Here is a 16,943-nt window from a genome sequence, read left to right as displayed (position 1 = left end):
TGCTCTTCTACACAAATGAAACGCGACTAACGAAAATACTAGGAAACTGGACTCCAAAGAAGAGCTCTACAGATCCCCGGCGGGCGGCAGCGCGCGCAGGGACGCCGCACCCGGCGGCCCGCCGCGGAAGGCGGGCAAGCTTAGCCGCGCGGCCGAGGGCGCGCGGATGCGCAATGCATCCGCGCGAAGCGGCGTTGAAGGGCTGCCGCAAGCGCCGCGTATCGCACCGGGAGAAGCCGCCATGCAGCGGATCGGGACAGTGGCCGCCAGGCCGGGGACAGCGTCTGCAGCGGCGAGTTCGGCGGCACTTAACGGGCCGCATGCGGGCTTGAATGCGAACACGGCTCAGCCGCAAGCATCTTCGTCCGACGGCAGCTGGGTCGGACGGCTGATGAAGTGGATGGGCGTCGATCATGAACGTTTGCTGGCTGCGGCAACGATCCGGTCGTCGTCCGCGACCTCATCGCCGGTTCCCCCTTCATCGGGAGACGCCCGTCAAGGCGCGGCGGACGCATCGTCATCGCCGGTTGTACAGGCGGCTAATCAGGACAGGCAGCCGACACCGGACGGGCTGGAGCGCGGGATAGCGATGCAAGCGCGAAACGCGGCTCTGCCGGGCGCGCCGACCGCTGGAATGCCGCTTCTCGATTTACCGGGGGATTCCGGCAAGCTCAGCGCGACCGAGTCGCTGAAGAGCGCGCTTATGAGCGTAGCGGCCTCCAATGACGTCCCTCCGGCGATTCGCGATGCGGCGCAGCAGCTGGTCTCGCATATTACCGGTCAGCAGCTGTTGATGACGCCGGAGAAAAACGGCGCGTTATTTTCGCATATGACGCTGTTCTTGCCGCTGAACGGGCCGGACGGCAGCCAGACGGCTTCCGTCCACATTCAGACGCGAAGAGGACGGAAGGGCGAGCTTGACGGGGACAATTGCAGACTGCTGTTCGATCTGCGCATGCATACGCTCGGGGACACGGTCGTGGACGTGCAGGTCGTCAATAAAATCGTCAACCTTCAGCTATGGAACGATCATCCCGCCACGGAGCGGCTGCTCGAAACTTCGCGCGGCGAGCTTGACGAAGCGCTCTCGAAGGCGGGGTATGCGTTATTGACGCTTCGCGCGGAGCCGATGCCCGAACGCATGGCGGAGCGGTTGAACGGCCAGGACGGAACGAAGGCGACGGCCGACGGCCTGGAATGGGCGGCAAAGCCGTACAAGGGAGTGGACATTCGCGTATGAACGGGGCGCATAAGAGGCGCGCGGCGCCGATGACCGAGTCGTACGAGCCGTCCAAAAAAGCGGTCGCGCTCAAATACGAGCCCGGCGACGATGCGGCGCCGGTCGTCGTCGCGAAGGGCAAAGGCAAGCTGGCCGAAGCCATTCTGGACAAGGCCGCGGAAAGCGGCGTACCGGTTCAGCAGGATTCTTCGCTCGTCGAGGTATTGTCGAAGTTGGACGTCGACCAGGAAATCCCGCCGGAGTTGTACACGCTAGTCGCGGAAATCTTGTCCTTCGTGTATCGGTCCGACCAACGGGCGGGAGGAGAAGAGCGCCGATGAGACAGAATCAACGTACCGCCAAGCCGGACGGAAGAAGGGCGATCGGCCTTTACGGCGAAACGAAGGCGGCCGAATATTTGGAAGACCGCGGCTACCGCATCCTGGACCGGAATTGGCGCTGCCGCGCGGGCGAATTGGATATCGTGGCCCGCCATGAGTCGGAGATCGTCTTCGTGGAGGTACGCACGCGACGGGCCGGCGGGCGATTCGGAACCGCGGTGGAATCGGTGGACGGCCGAAAACGGCTGCAAGTCCGCTCAATCGCCGAAGTGTACTTGTCGATGAACAAGCTGCATGGATCGCGCCTGCGATTCGATGTCATCGCCATCACGCTTCGCCAACGAGACATAACGCACGAAATCTTCGAAGTCGTAGAGCTTCGGCATGTGGAAGCCGCGTTTTAAACACCTATAGGGATGCAAAAAGAGATGCCGGCTCGGCATCTCTTTTTGGTGCGGGTACAAGGCGATGTTCATGGCGCGGCAAACGGCGACGGACGAACGGGGACAGTTAAGCTTGCCGCGCTTATCATAACGTATGCAGCTTGCGATCCAAGCTCCGGTAGCCGATTGCCTCCGCCACATGTTCCTGGTCGACGCGATCTTGGCCGTCGAGGTCGGCGATCGTTCGGGCTAGCTTCAAAATGCGGTCATGCGCCCGCAGACTCACGCCCAGCGAATCGAACGCTTTGCGGAGCAGCTCGTCCGCGGCTTTCGTCATCTCGACCGCTTTGCGCAGCGACGCGCCGGCCAATTCGCCGAGCCCGCGGCTCCCGCTTGGCCGCTCCGAACGCCGGCGAACGGCTTGCAGCACGAGCGCGCGCATCTCCGACGTCGTCATGCCGCTCGTCAACCCCTCCGAAGCAAGCGGTCTCGGCACCTCGATGTGCATGTCGATGCGATCCAGAAGCGGACCGGATATTTTCGCCCGATATCGGGCGATTTGTATCTCGGAGCAGATGCAGCGCTGATCGTCGGAATCATGGCCGTAGTAACCGCACGGACACGGATTCATAGAGGCCGCGAGCAGAAAGGAAGCGGGGAAGCGGAAGACCGCGCGCGAACGGGCGATCGTCACTTCCCGGTCCTCGAGCGGTTGCCGGAGCACCTCGAGCGCGGCCCGCGAAAATTCGGGAAGCTCGTCCAAAAACAACACGCCGCGATGCGCCAGCGTCGCTTCGCCCGGCCGGGGGATGGAGCCTCCTCCGATCAAGCCGGCCGCGGATATCGTATGGTGCGGGCTTCGGAATTGCCGTTCCCGCATTAGCGACGGAATTCCGCCTGGCAGCTTGCCGGCCGCGCTGTAGATCTTCGTGACCTGCAGCGCCTCCTCTTCCTGGAGCGGCGGCATAATCCCGGGGAGCCGTTTGGCGAGCATCGTTTTCCCCGTGCCCGGCGGTCCGGCCAACAGGACGTTGTGAAACATAATCATGCCAAGGGAAACCCAATGACGGCGTGAGTTTAGCGGATTCATATGTAACTGAAAAAAAATTATGGACAAGATTTTACATAATACGCTATACTTTAAACAAATCCGAAAGAATCGGTCTGAACGGCCTCTGTGCGAAAGAATCGCCGGAGGCTGTTTTTGGTTTTGTAACATTGGTTTGTAATAATGGGAGGTTAATATGTCTAACGAAAGAGTAACAGAAAATCTAGTACGCGACCAACTACGTGATTTGGATTACTATAGCACTGATAATGATATTCGTGTGGAAGAACAAAAAAGTGAAATCCAAGCAGTTAAAAGGTTACTCAAAGATGCAAGTAAGACCGGAAAAGGTGGTAAAGGTTCTCCTGAGTTTATTATCTCCTCTGCGAAAACACCTGATTTTCTAGTTATATTTGAGTGCAAAGCTAATGTTAAAGATCATGAGAGTCCCAATAGGGATGAACCTATAAAATACGCAGTTGATGGTGTACTACATTATGCCTCCAAATTATCTAAGGAGTATAACGTCATCGCTGTTGCGGTAAGTGGTCAAACAAAAACAAGTCTAAAAGTATCTACATTTATTCATACTAAAGGCGCGGAACATCATAAGGACTTACATACTAAAGGTGGCACTCCGATAAAGGAAGTAATTCCATGGGACGATTATATTGAGCATGGGACGTTTGATCAAGCAGTACAAAAAATAAGGTTTGAGGAACTTATGGCATTTTCTCGCAATCTACATGAATTTATGCGTGATCATGCAAAGCTTACTGAAAGTGAAAAACCTTTATTAGTTAGTGGAACGTTAATAGCACTATATAATAATGCTTTTGCAAAGAGTTATGATGTATATGAGCCTGAAGAACTTCAGAGGCAGTGGCTCCACTATATTACTGAAGAAATTAATAAAGCAAAAATCCCCCACTCAAAAATAATGAATATGACTCAACCATATTCCTCGATTGCAGTTCATCCTGAGTTAGGTAAAGCAACAAAAGCTTATCCAAAAGGTGTTCTACATGAACTAATTAAAATGCTTAATGAAAAAGTATGGCCCTTTATAAGTGTTTACCATGACTTTGATGTTGTAGGACAATTTTATGGTGAATTTCTTAAATATACAGGTGGGGATAAGAAAGCTCTTGGAATAGTATTAACGCCTAGACATATTGCGGAATTATTTACTTTAATAGCAAACCTGAAAAAAGATAGCAAAGTGTTGGATTTTTGTTGTGGAACCGGTGGCTTTCTTGTAACTTCAATGAATGCAATGATGAAACTTGCAATTACGGATGCAGATAAGAGGAAAATAAAGGAACACGGCTTAGTTGGAGTTGAACAACAACCAAATATGTATGCATTGGCAGCTTCAAATATGATATTACGTGGTGACGGTAAAGCAAATTTGCATCAGGGAAGTTGCTTTGATCCTGCTATAACCAAGGAACTTAAGAAACATAAATGTGATGTGGGTATGATTAATCCACCCTATTCTCAGAGTGATCAAGACCTTCATGAACTTGTATTTGTAAGGGACATGTTGAACTGCTTAGTTAAAGGCGGGGTAGGTATAGCAATTATACCTATGTCATGTGCAATATCATCTCATCCAATGAGAGAAGAATTATTGAAGAATCATACACTTGAAGCTGTAATGTCAATGCCTGAGGAGCTCTTTTATCCTGTTGGAGTGGTTACTTGTATTATGGTTTTTACATCAGGTATTCCTCATGAAACAAGTAATCGAAAAACATGGTTCGGAAATTGGAAAGATGATGGGTTTGTAAAAACCAAACATAAAGGAAGAATTAATTTAAACGATGATTGGGCTCATATCAGAGATCGTTGGATAGAGCAATTTCGTAATAGAGAGGTTCACGTTGGCGAAAGTGTAATGAAACATGTAACTCATGAAGATGAATGGTGCGCTGAAGCGTATCTTGAAACCGATTATTCCGATATCAGTCCTGAAGATTTTGAAAAAGAAATAAAAAAGTATATGATATTTAAATTGATGGAGGGAGTTGAATAAGACTAATGCTATTAATGGATTTATTCAATGTTTATAACGGTTTCCCTTCAACGCAAGTATCAGTAAAAGCACAAAAAGAAGACGATCATATTCCATTTATTAGACCATCGAGTAATTATCAAAATGTTGTTGTGGGATATGTAGATAAAAAAACCATTCCTAAAAGATTTATTTTCCCACCTGAAACAATATTTGTTTCTACTAATGGGCAAGGTAGTCATACTTACTCTTATGTATCAAATTTTCCATTTGTTCCAAATAGCGACGTAGCAGTTTTAATTCCAAAGAGGGATATGGCTGTACAAGAAAAAATCTTCTATGCTTTATGTATCACAAAAAATAGGTATAGATTTTCCTATGGTAGGAAACCGAAAGGAGAAAGGTTAACGAACATAAATTTACCTGATACCGCCCCCGAATGGATATATGAAACAAAATTGGAATATGAATTTTTAAAGCCTACAAAAGAGCAAGTTGTCCCTGATTTAGATACAAATGATTGGAAGGAATTTCTTTATACTGATATATTTGAGATCAAAAAAGGAAAAAGAGTGGTTTCAAATGAACTGAATTCAGGGAGTACACCTTTTATAGGTGCTATTGATTCTAATAACGGATATAGGGAATATTGTGATTTACCGTCTATATTTCCAGGTAATTCTATAACCATTCCTTATAATGGAAATGGTGTAGCTGAGGCATTTTATCAACCTAAACCATTCTGGGCGTCTGATGATGTTAATGTTTTAATACCGAATTTTGAACTTAACCAATACATTGCAATGTTTTTAATCACTATAATACGTAAAGAAAAATATAGATTTAATTATGGACGCAAATGGCATAAAGAAAGAATGGAAAATTCAACAATAAAGCTTCCAGTAGATGAAAAGGGCATTCCTGATTGGGTATTTATGGAAAAATACATAAAATCATTGTCTTTTTCTATGCCTTTATAACATTAAGAAGCAAATTGCATTTATTCAAGAATAAGAGCCTAAACGGGCTCTTTTATTTTGTCTAATTTAACTGAATATTCAGAAATTAACTATATACAAGCACGAGAATCTAGCATACAATAAATTTGTGGAAAATATTACCAAAATTAAAGAGGAAATGAAAAATGACGAAGAAAATCGAAAAGGCTCAAATCGAAATTGCTGAGGTGGTTGCTCAAATGGGAATTGAAGTTGAATCTCTTGGTAAAGTTCTTACGACAACTGAAACTGTAGAACCCGTAACCGAGGAAGGAAAAGCCGAGGAAACGACTTCGAAACGCAAGATCGGCAAGGGTGTGCTGGTGCTTAAAAATGGCGAGGAGTTCGCTTCATATCCTTCCATTAAGGCGACAGCAATTGCCTTCAAAGAAATCCTTGAACTAAAAACCATGCCCTTCACACCGATCAAGAAATCGGTCAGAGAAGGAATTGATTGGAAAGAATATTCATTCTTCATCGAAGGAATGGGAAAGAGTGCTAATGAAGAGTCTGAAACCGTGAAAACAGAGGAAGCACCTGTGTAGAGGAAAAAAATTGTTGTGGAAGATAGAAGGTGCATCTATGTGCCTTCTATTTTTGTTTCCAGAATAAGTGGTGACCAAACTGGCACAACCGCAAATTTATCAAATTAAATAAGGCGACCATATTGGTACGTGTGCAACAATTGCACCATGAGGAATACCGGAATACTGGCATGTCGGTATACGGGATATAACCTGGATACATATTTTCGATCATTTCATCAAAGGGAAACACCACACATATAGAATTATATATAAATCAACATCAACTGTTAACCGAAAATGATATATTATTTAACTTTTAACTTAGTTTACAGGATGTGTAGGGCTATATATAATTTAAATATAAATCAATAATTCTATAATTAATAAAATACTGATTGATTATTATTACTCCACTTCGTTTCGTAATAATAATCAATCTGCCAGCGAAAATTCACCACACACCAAAACTGAATATTCAATGAGTTACTTACCCAATATATCCAATCTATCGATCAGACTTTTTAAATCTATATCTAAAATTTCATGTAAATAGCTATCGTAGGCATGAGATATCTTACTCATAGCAGGATGTCCAAATGGCATGCCCATTGGATTCATTTGATTAATCCGGTCTACAGAGACTTCTAAAAACTGATTGAATTGCGTAACGGTTTCATAGAAAGTTATTAAAGTCGCGCAGTCTTCGGTGTTTAAATAGTCAGAAACATCTTTTAGACATTGTTCCCAACTGGAGGGCAGTAGTAAAAGAGCTGTAACAACATGTCTAGGAGAAATTTCTGATCTCCCTTGTAATTCCTTAGTAATGTTTTGAATACTAGTTAATATTCTTCTGCTGCTTACCCTACATTGTTTATTCGGGTTATCTGGAACAAAGTAATTAACAATGATATTGGCTAACTGACCATTGTTCTGATACTCATTGTGAATTTCAATCCTGCTTGTTACATTGAGGTTAAGTATTAATTGATTCGCTATATCTTCTGATTCCTCGCGCATCTCAGTAGCCGCGCTTTCATGTTTCTTTTTTATCTCCTGTAATCTTTCCACGGTGTAAGAATCCACATCACTATCTATGATGTCGTGATGGATAGGACACATCAATAATAAGTTATCAAAACCTCGGCGCTCATCGTTGGTCTGGGTAGGATCATATCTTGGGCCACCCTCAGATCGTGCTTTTATGTGACAAATTCTACCGGTTACTTTTTTGCCGTCCACTAGAGGATTTGTACATGTAGGAAATGAACATTGGTTGCTCGATACAGCAAATAGCATTTTTACTGTACTGGGAGTAGGTGCTGTTGTAGTTGTCATGAGAAGTTCCTTTCGTAGTCTAATAATTCCATTATATAGCAGCCCCATCTAGTAACGGTATATATTTTTTCCGTTTGGTTTACGTTTTGAAATGACCCGTATATAATCTCGTTGTAATTCAAAAACAAACTTAAACGGAGCGTGGATGAAATGAAAAAACACAAAAAGCAGAAAAATGTAAAATATAGGACAATCGAGTCATCCGAAATTGAAGATTACTTCTTTGACAGACTTGTCGAACGAGGATGTGTCCCAACTCAAAATGATATTGAAATTATTACTGAAATAGTTTTTGATTTCCTTCAAGATAATGGAGTAGCTATGAACGTAAATGAAAAGGATGAGGGATGAATAAGAAGAGACTAAATGTCCTGTGTAAACTGGGCATTTTTAATTTTTAGGCTTTGTTAAACTGGGTTGTTGATTTTCCGATTAATCTAACTGGATGAATACTCGAGCAAATTATTGGTATTTCAGTAAGTCGTAGTATGCTATAATTGTGTAAGTATTTTCAGTTTGAAACGACAAAGAAGGAAGGTTGGTGTTTGAGGTGGCAAAAGAACAAGACGGACTACATCAAGTCAAGACTGCTTTGCAGGGCTTAATAGCACCCTTTAAAGGAATTAGTAAAGCCGAGAGAGAAGGCACAGCGGCTTACCACAGGCACTTAGGCGATGCATTAAAAACAGCAAGCACGGAAGCCGAGAGACAGAACATTTTGGCTATGATAGATCGGGAACAAAAGAGAAATCACCGCAATAGCCTCATTAAATATACATTAGGTGGCTTCACCATTCTTGGTGTTGTTCACTTAGTGAATTCAAAGAAACGTTTGTTCAACAATTAACCGATCTCCAATGAGTCTTTGTAGTCTATAGAACGTAGAAAGTTTCTTACCATGGCAAATTTCTTTCTAAGTACATAGAAAGGTTCTTGCTAACTACATAGAAAGATTCTTACTACTAGTAATAATAATATAATAATAAATATAATAATAATATCTAGCACAGAAACTAAAGTTTCCGTGCTTTTTCTTTTAATAAATTGGAAGTAGTTTTAGATTTCTTGGTTTACAAAGAGCGCTTGAATGCACATATATTATGTAAGGTATTACTCTTTGGTAAATAGGAGGTTAATGAATGAAGCAAACCTATATAGTATATTACTTACCACTTGCCAATTATTTATTGAGCAAACATTTCAGATTAGTCAATGTTGCAAAGAACAAGTATGTGAGCGATAAATTAGTATTTTTCTTTGAGAACACTCTCGAACTTCAATTCGAGGTTAATGAATATAAAAATAATTCAAGTGCTTAATATAGCACACACAATCAAATAAAAATCAAAAGGAGTTATTTCAAAATGAAAAAATTTATTAACAAGAAGGTAATAGAAAAAGGTCAAATTCAAATGACATCTTATTATCAACTACCAAAAGAAATCCTTGATAATATAAAATATGCAAAAATGAAGCCCAATGCTCTAAAACTATATATCAAGGTATTAGACATTACAAAAGTTTCGATTTTGAACGGTTGGAAGGATGAGGTAGGAAATTATTTCGTTAAATTTAGTCAGATGGATTCAGAGAAAAAAATTGGTATGTCTGCACCAACATTTAGAGGTGCGAAGAAAGAATTAATTGAATTGGGTTTATTGTTTGAGAAAAAGCAACCACAAGGACTTCCATCAATTCTTTATGTCCTTATGCCAACATCTGAAATTGAATCTGTTGAAAAGTCAAGAGTTGAAGAGCAGCAATTGGTTCAAAATGACACTATTGAGGAAAAAGAAACTGACTGTGAAAATGAAAGCTCTATCAATAAAGATTACATACAGTTAGAAAAAATTGTCGTACAGAATGAGGCAGAAAATTTAACTGGCGGTTTCGGAATTTTTAACATTGAGATGAAGCCAATGTTTATTGAACCTGACGTAGATGAACCAGAATACATTGGACTCGACAGAAAGAGATCTAAAGAAGAAATGGAAGCTGAGCGCCTAGAGGTTCTTGAACGAACAATACATGTAAGAGTTCCATTTGAGGTTGAAGATGACGAGCCTTTTGAACCGAAAGTAGTTATTTATAAAATGAAAGCCCCGACATTCTAGAACAAATGCAAATATCTCAATGACCTTGTTGATTCACTGATTTAAAAAAGTTTGAAATCCTAGTGTACAAAACTCCCAGAAACGGACATATATATTGTGAGGTATTACCAACTAGAAAATATGGAGTGATTTATTTGGAAAAATATTTAACGGTTAAACAGAGAGAAATGCTGTGTAAGAAGGCAATGATTCATGAATTGAAGAGTACGGGTCTAACTCATGAACAAGCGTGGCTCAAATTAAATGAAGCACTAAAAGAAAAGGGTTGGAATACTGTTTCAATTTCTTACATCTATAAATATTGGAACAAGGTTCAAGATAAACAGTGAGCGGCACTATCTAAAACGGTAGTGCCTTTTTATTTGGAGGAATGAAAGATGGCAAAATGTAACGTTGGTGAAAATCATCCAAGGTTCCAAGGCTATATCATGATGATTGCTTCGGAGACTGGTCAACAATGGCGATTTGCTTCGACTCGCGAATGAGCCTGTTTTCAGTAGAGATAATTTTGAACTAACATTGTGTCAAACAACGGTATGTAACAAACGTAATGGTAAGAGCAAAGTGCCATATTTAGATCGCTATCAATTGTTCTGTAATAGAGCTAACTGAATGATTGTTTAAGAATACTCATGGGTAAAGGGGGGATGAACGTAAGAAGCTAATAGCAAAACAAGAAACTCAAGTGGATGGTGCCTAATAGTGAAAATAGTTAAAGATAAAATCTATTTTGCTGATAAAAAATTGAAGTCCGATTTAGAAATGCTCGGTATCTATAGGATCATGTTATGATTCATTCTTTCTTGGAACAGCGTACATTTATCCATATAGTACAGAGTTGAGGACAATCATTGGAGATTTAGTTGCAGAGAGAAGAAAGGAAAGACACGATGGTTAGAAATGAAATCCTGTTCTCGATAATTAACCTTAACTTTAGCGCTCTTAGGAGTTACGTATACGGTAGCGGATTTGAAGAGGTTGATTCTATGAGGTTGAAGGAGCTGCCATCCGAGCTCGATTTACTTATTGTGAACCACAATAAAACTAGGTTCAATGGAGTTTGGTACACAATATTTGATTGGCCGCAAATTCATCAAAATAATATGGAAAGAATCAAGAATGCGTATTTAGAACTCACTCAATAAATTGGGTGGGTTCTTTTTTTGTTCAAGAGACTAGGAGACGAATGAAATGAAAATAAAGCCTACTTTATTAAAAGACGAAAAACTTAGTTATGTTTGGAATACAACTGATCGAATTATTGAAGCCATTTCTGCAATTGAAAATAATAACCTAGTAGACGGTTTCTATATATCAAACGGTAAAAATACTCGAAGTTCCTCCATGACCCATGATGCAATTGAATACCTAGCGGATTACATTCTTGAATGCGAAAATCTGACCACCAAGATGAATGAATATAATGTCTTAGACCACAAGCGATTACAGGAAGTCGAGTTATTTGAACAAGGATTGCCTTTATTCAAGATTGATGGTGAGGACTTTGAAGTTCAACTCACTGATGCGCTTATTAACAAAAAGAGACTAGTTAAACACGAAGATCCAGTTCACCAAAAATTAAAAGGTGATTATGCTGCTCTTTGTGAGGGAGCGTGTTTAACCGAATTATGGTGTTATCAAATTATACAAAATGAACATGCTAAAAGCCTCGTAGAAGGCTGCTATGGACTAATCCATTATTACCGTACAAAAGGGTTATCAAAGTTCACTAGACACAAAATTAAAGAGCTTATATTTGAGGAAATAGGGTCAATCGTTCGTTCTAACACTAAGTTTGAAACAGTGAAGAGACGATCAGGACAGAAGGCTAACAAGAAACAGAGTATCGAATCTTTGGATGAAATGACAACAAATAAATATTGCCGAGTATTTAAGATGCTCGTTGCAGATAAAAAGGCAGTTAAAGACCCCGTGAAAATTATTCCGTTCGTTGATTTTGAAGCGCTAATTGAGATGAATATTAGTAGTAGATACTTGAACTACAAAGATATAGAGACGATCGAACTTATACAAAAACACTTTAACGGAAACCTGATTGAATGTCTGAAGGTTGGCGGCAGATACAAAACAAATAAACGTAGGATTGAAAGTTTAATAAGAAAATTAGAAAAAAATTTTTAGAATCTGTCCGTTTATGGGAGTAGTTTCTCCAATATATATTGTGATGGTGAATCAAGCATCATCACCGTTTTTCAAGAACCGGCTTTACTTTTTCATTCTTGTTGAGTCTCCGTGACCGTGATGGCTCCACTAACTTAATTGTTGGTGGAGCAAAATTTTTTGGTGGTGATAAGTAGTGTTAACTAATCAATTGATGAATGTAACAAATAAACGAGTGGCTGATTTAGATTCAATCATTCTAGTGAATGCGAATAGCACGATTAAGTTAATAGATATGCAAATACAGATGTTTAATGAGTTGGAAGATCAAACAGAGGATAAGCAATTGTTGAATCAAGTTGGTGAACAGTTATCACTCTTGAAAGATGCTCGACTAATGGTTTCACTCGTTCATAAAATTGTTGTCCAAAATGCTCTAAGTGAACATGAAAAGAAGGTTTTGATGAGGATCTTGAGTAATCTCAGGCAGCCACACCCCACCATTGAGGAAAAAAATGGGATAGAGACACAGAATAACCTGTCCACATCGTCTAGCTACGAAGGAACCTAATCAAGCTAGGGCTGTGAAGAAAGAATTAATATATCAAAAATGAGGTGATCCATTTAAAATGGGTCTTTTTAATATGTTTGAAAAGAAAAAGGACGTTGAAGAGCGATCTTATTTTAGTGTGGACGGAAGGCTGTTGGCGATCACTTCCATGCTAGGTGGAAGCATTGTTACAACTGATCAATTAAGAACGATTCCTACGGCTAAAACATCACTTGAACTAATTACGGGTTCCATTTCACAGCTTCCAATTTATCTGTACCAGGAGAAAAACGGTGAAGTAGTGAGAGTGCCAAATGATTATCGAATCAAGCTATTGAATGCTGAAGCTAATGATTACAGTGATTCGATTCAATTCAAAATGAAATTTGTTGAGGACTATATTCTTTTTGGTAAAGCAATAGCTTATGTAAATAAATCAGGAAACACAGTGGTTAATCTTCACAATCTAAATGCAAAAGACGTTCAGATTAAGGTATTCACTGAAGATCGTATTACAATAAGCGCTTATCAAATCATTTATAACGGTCTTGGTGGTTCGGTTAGTCTTCCGTATGAGAATGTACTGATGATTGATAGTGGCTCCAATGGTGTTCTAAAGAATGGTGAGAAAGTCCTTCAATTGGCTCTTAATGAAAATGATTATTCGAAGAGCTTGTTGGAAAATTCAGCACTTCCAACTGGTGTTTTACAGTCAACAAGTAAATTGTCCGAAGTAGTAATCAAACGACTTCGTGAAGGTTGGCAGTCACTTTATGCTGGTGGTAAGAATGCTGGTAAAACTGTAATTCTTGAGGAAGGCATTGAATATATGCCGATCTCATTGAATCCCGATCAACTGCAATTAACGGAATCCAAAAAGGTTACATCGAGCGAGATTTCAAAGCTCTTCAATGTTCCTGAGAGCATGATTAATTCAAACCTGACCAAGTACAGTAGTAACGCTGCTGAAAATCGTCATTTCTTACAGTACACTTTAGCACCTATCATTACTGCGATTGAGTCAGCATTGGACAAGTCTTTGTTGTTGGAAAGTGAAAAGTCAAATGGCTATTACTTTAGATTTGATACGAGCGAGATCTTGCGCGGTACTCCAAAGGAACAAATTGAAGCGGTTGCTCTGGCACTTGAAAAAGGAATTATTACAATCAATGAAGCGCGTAGTTCCTTGGATAAGAACAAGCTTCCGGTAGATGACTTCATGTTGCTGAGTCTAGGAAATGTTCTGATGAATCCGATTACAGGGAAATTGACAATCCCAAATTTGGGTCTTGAAGGTGAAAATAATGAAAATGGAACTTCGGTTTAATCAAACTGATTTTGAAGCAAATTCAGACGGTTCAATGACCGTTAGTGGTTATGTAAATAAAACAAACCAATATAGCGAGCTAATAGGGCGCCAGCGATTCCGTGAAAAGATCGCAAAGGGCGCCTTTTCTTATGCTCTTCAAAAAGCTAAGGATATTCATTTCCTGGCTGAGCATGATAGTAGTCTCATTCTAGCTTCTACTCGAAACGGCTCTCTAACACTCAGAGAAGACGATCAAGGGCTTTTCATGTCTGCAAATATCAGTCCTACATCTTGGGGCAAGGACTACTACGAACTCATTAGATCCGGAATCTTACGTAACATGTCTTTTGGGTTCAAAGCCATAAAAGATGCTTGGAAAAAAGTTGATGGAATTGCTGAAAGAACTGTCCATGAGCTTGAACTATTTGAGGTGTCAGTTGTCCGTGACTCCGCATATTCTCAATCCACGATTTCGGCTCGTGGAATTGATGTTTTAGAAAATATTGAAATTCCTTCTGTTATGGAAGATGGAGGTTCAGAGATGAACAAAAAAGCTCTAATTGAAGAGAGAAATGATCTTCAGACAAAAATTAATGAATTAAACAAACAACTTGGAGAGAAAGAGGTTAGAAATAATATGATCGAAGTTTACGGTACAACTGATAAAGATGTAGAACAACGAGGTCTGGAACAATTCTTTAAAGGTCAACATAACGAGGAAGAATACCGGGCAATTACAACAGGTGCTCCTGCGGGATCGTTGGCAATCCCAACTTCAATCTCTGACGAGATTGTAAAGAAACTTTTGGAAACTGGACAATTGGTTGGAAGAACCAAAATTTTTCCTAGTCAATCAGGCTATCTTGAGGTTCTTCGAGAAACTAACATTGGTGAAGCTGGTTTCGTAGGAGAAATGGAAAACATCAATCCAACAGACTATCAAATGGATAAGGTCAAACTGGAACAGAAACGTGTGGGTACTGCAATCGAGTTATCGCAGCAATTGATTAATGATGCGGCCTTTGATATTACTGCCTATGCGACGGATGTACTTATCCGTAGAATTGCTCGAACAATTGATCGGAATCTCATTAATGGCGATCCTGCTTCTGACCAATTTGAAGGGATTTTGAATGCTGCTCTTCCTGCTGAATGTAGTGTGACAACAGCAGTTATGGGTTCGATCGGAACTGATGACTTAATGGACATGTTTAATTCCATTCATCCGCAGTTGGTTGAAGGAGCAGTTTGGATCATGAACCGTAAAACCTTTTCTGGAATTACCAAACTTAAAGATGGCAACAACCAATATTACCTAGCAGATTTCAAAAACGGTGTTGGATATACAATGCTGGGTCTACCAATTCTGATCAGCGATGCTATGCCTGATTCTGTGAGCAGCGGTTCCATTCCGGTTATCTTGGTAAATTTAGAAGAAGCTGTTGCAGTTATGATTAAGAAAGGTTTGAATTTAAAGCATATTAATGCTGATACAACTCAAGCGCTTCGTGGATCTTCGCTGTTCGTAGCTGATATTTACATGGATGCTAAGATCCTGAACACTCAGGCTATCAGAGTGCTCAAACCAAAGTCTGTATAATATCTTTATTTTAAGGTATTTTTCGTTGTTTTCTGTATGTTTACTTTCGCGCTCGGTGAGAATTTATCTCACCGAGCGCTTTTAGTAGTATATACAGCCTGCCTATGTTAAATAGACTATCTTAGGTTCCCAGTGTAGTTCCTTTTTTCTTGGAGCATCCTCGACAAATCTGTAATGCATACCGCTTTTAAACCATTCAGCGCTACCTTTGAGAAATGTTTTTTGGATTGTCGTAACATAACCGTAATATCCTAATACATGTTTTACGGCTGTACCAATCATCTGCTTAACAAAATCCTCTTTAACATTTATGTCCGTTCTGTCTCCGAATTTTGTCTCCAGCTGTCTTGCCACTGCTTCAATTGCTGGCCTGTTGTTTTTGCAAATAGTCATCATTTCATAAACTTGCCACGCTTCCCCTAACCAGTAGTAAATCTCTTCAAAGCTTTTGTTGTTTGAATAACCATTGTACTTAGGGGATTCAGTAAAAAAATCGTAAAATTCAGAGCTGTTTGGCATTGTTATCTCTCCTTCAGACATGTAATTTTACATCTCTAAATTAACAGATCTAAATTTGGATGTCAAGAATTAATGATATCAGTTTGTCCTACATGAAATCATCATTTTAATGTGATTTGAGAAGATAGCTCTTGTCGTGTTTAATGAGTTTTATCCCAACGGAATCATACCTCGCTCTAATACTAATTTTATCCCAGGATCTTGGCATGGTGCTTTGTTCTAAAATAGAGTGCTCTTCTTCAGTGACAGTAGCAGTCCACAGATATCGATTCAATAAATCTCTAATAAACTCGATTGTGATTGTACTATCCTTAGCTTTCTCTTCACAAACCTGATGAATGTAGTTGCTTTTTGGAACGATGTGTTCGTATTGAAGTCCTTTGAGGTTTTTATTTCTTAGTTTGTCGTATGCTGCTAGTGAAATGAAGTCGGTTGAGTAAAGTTTATTTTTAGATGATAAACCTCGAGTAGCTAGATAAATATGAAGGTTGGCTAAGAATTTCCTCTTGCCTTCACCGATTCCTTTCATATAAGGATGGTCATTAAAACGTAAACTCCCCAGGAAATAATAATATTTTTCAGAAAGCTCTTCAATGATTTCTTCTCGGCTTAATTGCATCGTTGCACCATCCCCTAATTTGTAAATAAAAATTATCCAAAATGTGGAACTTTATTGTTTATTCTATGCTAGGGAACATATACCTTTTATCAATCGAAAATTTTTTTCTACAAAGGCTACACTTTAAAGTTTTCTCTATATAATGCTTTCACAAACACTTACAAGGATGTGATTGCAAATGATTAAAGCATCGAAGAAACAAATAATTAAGTACGGAATTAGAATTGGTACCGATGTTTACTC

18 protein-coding genes are annotated in these 16,943 nt (G+C 40.5%); 14 read left to right on the top strand and 4 right to left on the bottom strand.

Annotated features, from left to right (window positions below; all coding sequences use genetic code 11):
* The first annotated feature begins 589 nt into the window (after positions 1-589).
* Genes I8J29_RS27435 through I8J29_RS27425 form a run of 3 tightly spaced genes read left to right on the top strand, consistent with a single transcriptional unit; the run spans position 590 to position 1,964 of the window.
* Entirely contained in the window at positions 590-1,240 is a 651-nt protein-coding gene (locus I8J29_RS27435; protein ID WP_208850541.1) for a flagellar hook-length control protein FliK, read from the top strand.
* A gap of 29 nt (positions 1,241-1,269) precedes the next feature.
* Complete coding sequence (locus I8J29_RS27430) at positions 1,270-1,560, top strand: EscU/YscU/HrcU family type III secretion system export apparatus switch protein (RefSeq protein WP_208850540.1); 291 nt, start codon at positions 1,270-1,272, stop codon at positions 1,558-1,560.
* The gene (locus I8J29_RS27425; protein WP_208850539.1) at positions 1,557-1,964 is read left to right on the top strand and encodes a YraN family protein; all 408 of its coding nucleotides are present in this window, start codon (positions 1,557-1,559) and stop codon (positions 1,962-1,964) included. The genes I8J29_RS27430 and I8J29_RS27425 overlap by 4 nt, the downstream gene beginning before the upstream one ends.
* Positions 1,965-2,088: 124 nt before the next feature.
* Here the strand turns inward: I8J29_RS27425 and I8J29_RS27420 are convergent, their stop codons facing one another.
* Positions 2,089-2,991, bottom strand: coding sequence for a YifB family Mg chelatase-like AAA ATPase (locus tag I8J29_RS27420; protein WP_338113300.1), 903 nt, complete (start codon positions 2,989-2,991; stop codon positions 2,089-2,091).
* Positions 2,992-3,187: 196 nt separating this feature from the next.
* On the opposite strand from I8J29_RS27420, the gene I8J29_RS27415 reads away from it, so the two are divergent.
* The 3 genes from I8J29_RS27415 (at position 3,188) to I8J29_RS27405 (ending at position 6,551) form a co-directional block, all read left to right on the top strand.
* Complete coding sequence (locus tag I8J29_RS27415) at positions 3,188-5,029, top strand: HsdM family class I SAM-dependent methyltransferase (RefSeq protein ID WP_208850537.1); 1,842 nt, start codon at positions 3,188-3,190, stop codon at positions 5,027-5,029.
* 5 nt (positions 5,030-5,034) lie between these two features.
* Positions 5,035-5,988, top strand: coding sequence for a restriction endonuclease subunit S (locus I8J29_RS27410; RefSeq protein ID WP_208850536.1), 954 nt, complete (start codon positions 5,035-5,037; stop codon positions 5,986-5,988).
* Positions 5,989-6,152: 164 nt separating this feature from the next.
* On the top strand, positions 6,153-6,551 hold the full coding sequence (locus I8J29_RS27405) for a hypothetical protein (RefSeq protein WP_208850535.1): 399 nt from the start codon (positions 6,153-6,155) through the stop codon (positions 6,549-6,551).
* A 465-nt stretch (positions 6,552-7,016) separates the two neighbouring features.
* Here I8J29_RS27405 and I8J29_RS27400 read toward each other — a convergent pair whose 3' ends face one another.
* Positions 7,017-7,868: a hypothetical protein gene (locus I8J29_RS27400; RefSeq protein WP_208850534.1), complete on the bottom strand. Its 852-nt coding sequence runs from the start codon at positions 7,866-7,868 to the stop codon at positions 7,017-7,019.
* Between the two features lie 150 nt (positions 7,869-8,018).
* Between I8J29_RS27400 and I8J29_RS27395 the strand changes: the two genes are divergently transcribed.
* The 8 genes from I8J29_RS27395 (at position 8,019) to I8J29_RS27360 (ending at position 15,562) form a co-directional block, all read left to right on the top strand.
* Positions 8,019-8,219, top strand: coding sequence for a YozD family protein (locus tag I8J29_RS27395; RefSeq protein WP_208850533.1), 201 nt, complete (start codon positions 8,019-8,021; stop codon positions 8,217-8,219).
* A gap of 190 nt (positions 8,220-8,409) precedes the next feature.
* On the top strand, positions 8,410-8,715 hold the full coding sequence (locus I8J29_RS27390; RefSeq protein WP_208850532.1) for a hypothetical protein: 306 nt from the start codon (positions 8,410-8,412) through the stop codon (positions 8,713-8,715).
* 292 nt (positions 8,716-9,007) lie between these two features.
* A complete protein-coding gene (locus tag I8J29_RS27385) occupies positions 9,008-9,187 on the top strand; it encodes a DUF5659 domain-containing protein (protein ID WP_208850531.1) in 180 nt (59 codons plus the stop codon).
* Between the two features lie 45 nt (positions 9,188-9,232).
* Positions 9,233-9,982 (top strand): replication initiator protein A, encoded by a 750-nt coding sequence (locus I8J29_RS27380; RefSeq protein ID WP_208850530.1) that lies wholly within the window; start codon positions 9,233-9,235, stop codon positions 9,980-9,982.
* A gap of 1,191 nt (positions 9,983-11,173) precedes the next feature.
* Positions 11,174-12,124, top strand: a complete 951-nt coding sequence (locus I8J29_RS27375; protein ID WP_240546531.1) for a short-chain dehydrogenase — start codon at positions 11,174-11,176, stop codon at positions 12,122-12,124.
* A 175-nt stretch (positions 12,125-12,299) separates the two neighbouring features.
* Positions 12,300-12,674, top strand: a complete 375-nt coding sequence (locus I8J29_RS27370) for a peptidase M23 (RefSeq protein ID WP_208850529.1) — start codon at positions 12,300-12,302, stop codon at positions 12,672-12,674.
* 58 nt (positions 12,675-12,732) lie between these two features.
* The gene (locus tag I8J29_RS27365; RefSeq protein ID WP_208850528.1) at positions 12,733-13,980 is read left to right on the top strand and encodes a phage portal protein; all 1,248 of its coding nucleotides are present in this window, start codon (positions 12,733-12,735) and stop codon (positions 13,978-13,980) included.
* Entirely contained in the window at positions 13,958-15,562 is a 1,605-nt protein-coding gene (locus I8J29_RS27360; protein WP_208850527.1) for a phage major capsid protein, read from the top strand. The genes I8J29_RS27365 and I8J29_RS27360 overlap by 23 nt, the downstream gene beginning before the upstream one ends.
* Before the next feature lie 102 nt (positions 15,563-15,664).
* Here the strand turns inward: I8J29_RS27360 and I8J29_RS27355 are convergent, their stop codons facing one another.
* Together I8J29_RS27355 and I8J29_RS27350 are read right to left on the bottom strand one after the other, a co-directional pair.
* Positions 15,665-16,081: a hypothetical protein gene (locus tag I8J29_RS27355; RefSeq protein WP_208850526.1), complete on the bottom strand. Its 417-nt coding sequence runs from the start codon at positions 16,079-16,081 to the stop codon at positions 15,665-15,667.
* A gap of 106 nt (positions 16,082-16,187) precedes the next feature.
* The gene (locus tag I8J29_RS27350; RefSeq protein ID WP_208850525.1) at positions 16,188-16,700 is read right to left on the bottom strand and encodes a hypothetical protein; all 513 of its coding nucleotides are present in this window, start codon (positions 16,698-16,700) and stop codon (positions 16,188-16,190) included.
* Between the last annotated feature and the right edge of the window lie 243 nt (positions 16,701-16,943).

It is taken from the genome of Paenibacillus artemisiicola (genome assembly GCF_017652985.1).
Lineage (GTDB): Bacteria > Bacillota > Bacilli > Paenibacillales > Paenibacillaceae > Paenibacillus_Z > Paenibacillus_Z artemisiicola.
This window is presented reverse-complemented; position numbering and strand designations above follow the sequence as displayed.

Coding starts and splice junctions, on each gene's coding strand:
- I8J29_RS27355 (WP_208850526.1), bottom strand. CDS start 16,081: ATGCCAAACAGCTCTGAATTTTACGATTTTTTTACTGAATCCCCTAAG.
- I8J29_RS27400 (WP_208850534.1), bottom strand. CDS start 7,868: ATGACAACTACAACAGCACCTACTCCCAGTACAGTAAAAATGCTATTT.
- I8J29_RS27380 (WP_208850530.1), top strand. CDS start 9,233: ATGAAAAAATTTATTAACAAGAAGGTAATAGAAAAAGGTCAAATTCAA.
- I8J29_RS27425 (WP_208850539.1), top strand. CDS start 1,557: ATGAGACAGAATCAACGTACCGCCAAGCCGGACGGAAGAAGGGCGATC.
- I8J29_RS27385 (WP_208850531.1), top strand. CDS start 9,008: ATGAAGCAAACCTATATAGTATATTACTTACCACTTGCCAATTATTTA.
- I8J29_RS27365 (WP_208850528.1), top strand. CDS start 12,733: ATGGGTCTTTTTAATATGTTTGAAAAGAAAAAGGACGTTGAAGAGCGA.
- I8J29_RS27430 (WP_208850540.1), top strand. CDS start 1,270: ATGACCGAGTCGTACGAGCCGTCCAAAAAAGCGGTCGCGCTCAAATAC.
- I8J29_RS27360 (WP_208850527.1), top strand. CDS start 13,958: ATGAAAATGGAACTTCGGTTTAATCAAACTGATTTTGAAGCAAATTCA.
- I8J29_RS27375 (WP_240546531.1), top strand. CDS start 11,174: ATGAAAATAAAGCCTACTTTATTAAAAGACGAAAAACTTAGTTATGTT.
- I8J29_RS27350 (WP_208850525.1), bottom strand. CDS start 16,700: ATGCAATTAAGCCGAGAAGAAATCATTGAAGAGCTTTCTGAAAAATAT.
- I8J29_RS27435 (WP_208850541.1), top strand. CDS start 590: ATGCAAGCGCGAAACGCGGCTCTGCCGGGCGCGCCGACCGCTGGAATG.
- I8J29_RS27395 (WP_208850533.1), top strand. CDS start 8,019: ATGAAAAAACACAAAAAGCAGAAAAATGTAAAATATAGGACAATCGAG.
- I8J29_RS27405 (WP_208850535.1), top strand. CDS start 6,153: ATGACGAAGAAAATCGAAAAGGCTCAAATCGAAATTGCTGAGGTGGTT.
- I8J29_RS27410 (WP_208850536.1), top strand. CDS start 5,035: ATGCTATTAATGGATTTATTCAATGTTTATAACGGTTTCCCTTCAACG.
- I8J29_RS27420 (WP_338113300.1), bottom strand. CDS start 2,991: ATGATTATGTTTCACAACGTCCTGTTGGCCGGACCGCCGGGCACGGGG.
- I8J29_RS27415 (WP_208850537.1), top strand. CDS start 3,188: ATGTCTAACGAAAGAGTAACAGAAAATCTAGTACGCGACCAACTACGT.